This is a genomic window from Streptomyces sp. NPDC005070 (assembly GCF_053600395.1).
In genome coordinates, this window is sequence record NZ_JBSFZS010000537.1 from 1 (window position 1) to 1,270 (window position 1,270).

Here is a 1,270-nt window from a genome sequence, read left to right on the forward strand (position 1 = left end):
ATCGCGCCGGAGAAGCTGCACGGAGCGATGGCCCTGGTCAGCGGCACGCTCGCGTTCGGCAGCGGGCTCGCCCTGGTCGGTGCGGGCCTCCTCACCCAGGGCTCGCACCCCGACTACCACCGGCCCTTCTGGCTGGCCGTCGTGCTCGCGGTGGTGGCCCTGGTCGGCGTGCTGTTCATGGTGCCCGCTTCCCGGACGAAGACGGGTGGACGCACGGACTGGCTGGGTGCGCTGACCCTCGGCCTGCTGCTGGTGCTCCTCCTGCTGCCCATCTCGCAGGGACACGAGTGGGGCTGGACGTCCGGCCGGACGCTCGGCGCGTTCGCCGGTGCGGTCGTCATGGCGGGTGTGTGGGTGTTCACCGAGAACCGGGTCAAGGAACCGATGGTGGACATGAAGATGTTCGTCCACCGGCCCGTTCTCTTCACCAACCTGGCGGGGCTGCTGCTGGGCTTCGCGATGTTCACCCAGTTCATCGGCGTCTCGTACCTCGTGCAGATGCCCGACGATCTGGTCGGTTACGGCTTCGGCGCCTCGGTGCTCGCCGCCTCCGTCGTCTATCTGCTGCCGACCACGCTTGTCTCCCTGGTGGGCGCCCAGTTCGGCGGGGTGCTCGTGCGCAGGCTCGGCGCACGCGTCACGCTGGCCGCCGGGGCCTGCTTCGGGGTGCTCGGCTTCGCCTGGCTGACCGCCGCCCATGACACCAGCGCCTCCGTCATCAGCGCGGGCATGCTCATCGGTCTGGCGATCAGCTTCGGCTACGCCTCCATGCCCGCCCTGATCGTCGCCGGCGTCCCGGCCCACCAGACCGGTATCGCCAACGGCATCAACTCCATCTCCCGTTCGGTCGGCAGCGCCGTCGCGAGCGCGGTGATCACCTCGCTCCTGGCGTCGAAGTCCGTACCGCTGCCGGCCGGCATGCCTACCCTCCCCCAGGAGAGCCAGTTCACGTTGAGCTTCGCCATCGCCGGCGGGGCGTTCGTCCTGGTCGTCGTCGTCGCCCTGCTCGGACTCAAGGCGGCCCACGCGCCGCGCACTCCTGTGGTGCGCAAGGGGGCCGCCCCCGAGACCCCGGAACTCGTGAAGACCGGGTCCGAGACCGCGTCCGTGTGATCGGGTCCGTCCCTGCTCGACACCCCGAGTGCATCGGCCTGTTCGGCCGCGCTCAACACCCCGAGTAGATCGGCCTGCCGGTCAGGCCGGTGCCCTGCGCCTCGGCGTGGCCCGCGCGCTGAACGAGGCCGACGTGGACAACAACCGCGGCGCCCTC

At 70.6% G+C, this 1,270-nt stretch carries 1 protein-coding gene and 1 pseudogene; both read left to right on the top strand.

What is annotated here, in order from left to right:
* The coding region (locus ACWEBX_RS40925; protein ID WP_451889751.1) for an MFS transporter at nt 1–1,113 on the top strand (1,113 nt) is incomplete at its 5' end.
* A gap of 76 nt (nt 1,114–1,189) precedes the next feature.
* A pseudogene (locus tag ACWEBX_RS40930) lies at nt 1,190–1,270 on the top strand (30S ribosomal protein S9); the annotation flags it as partial.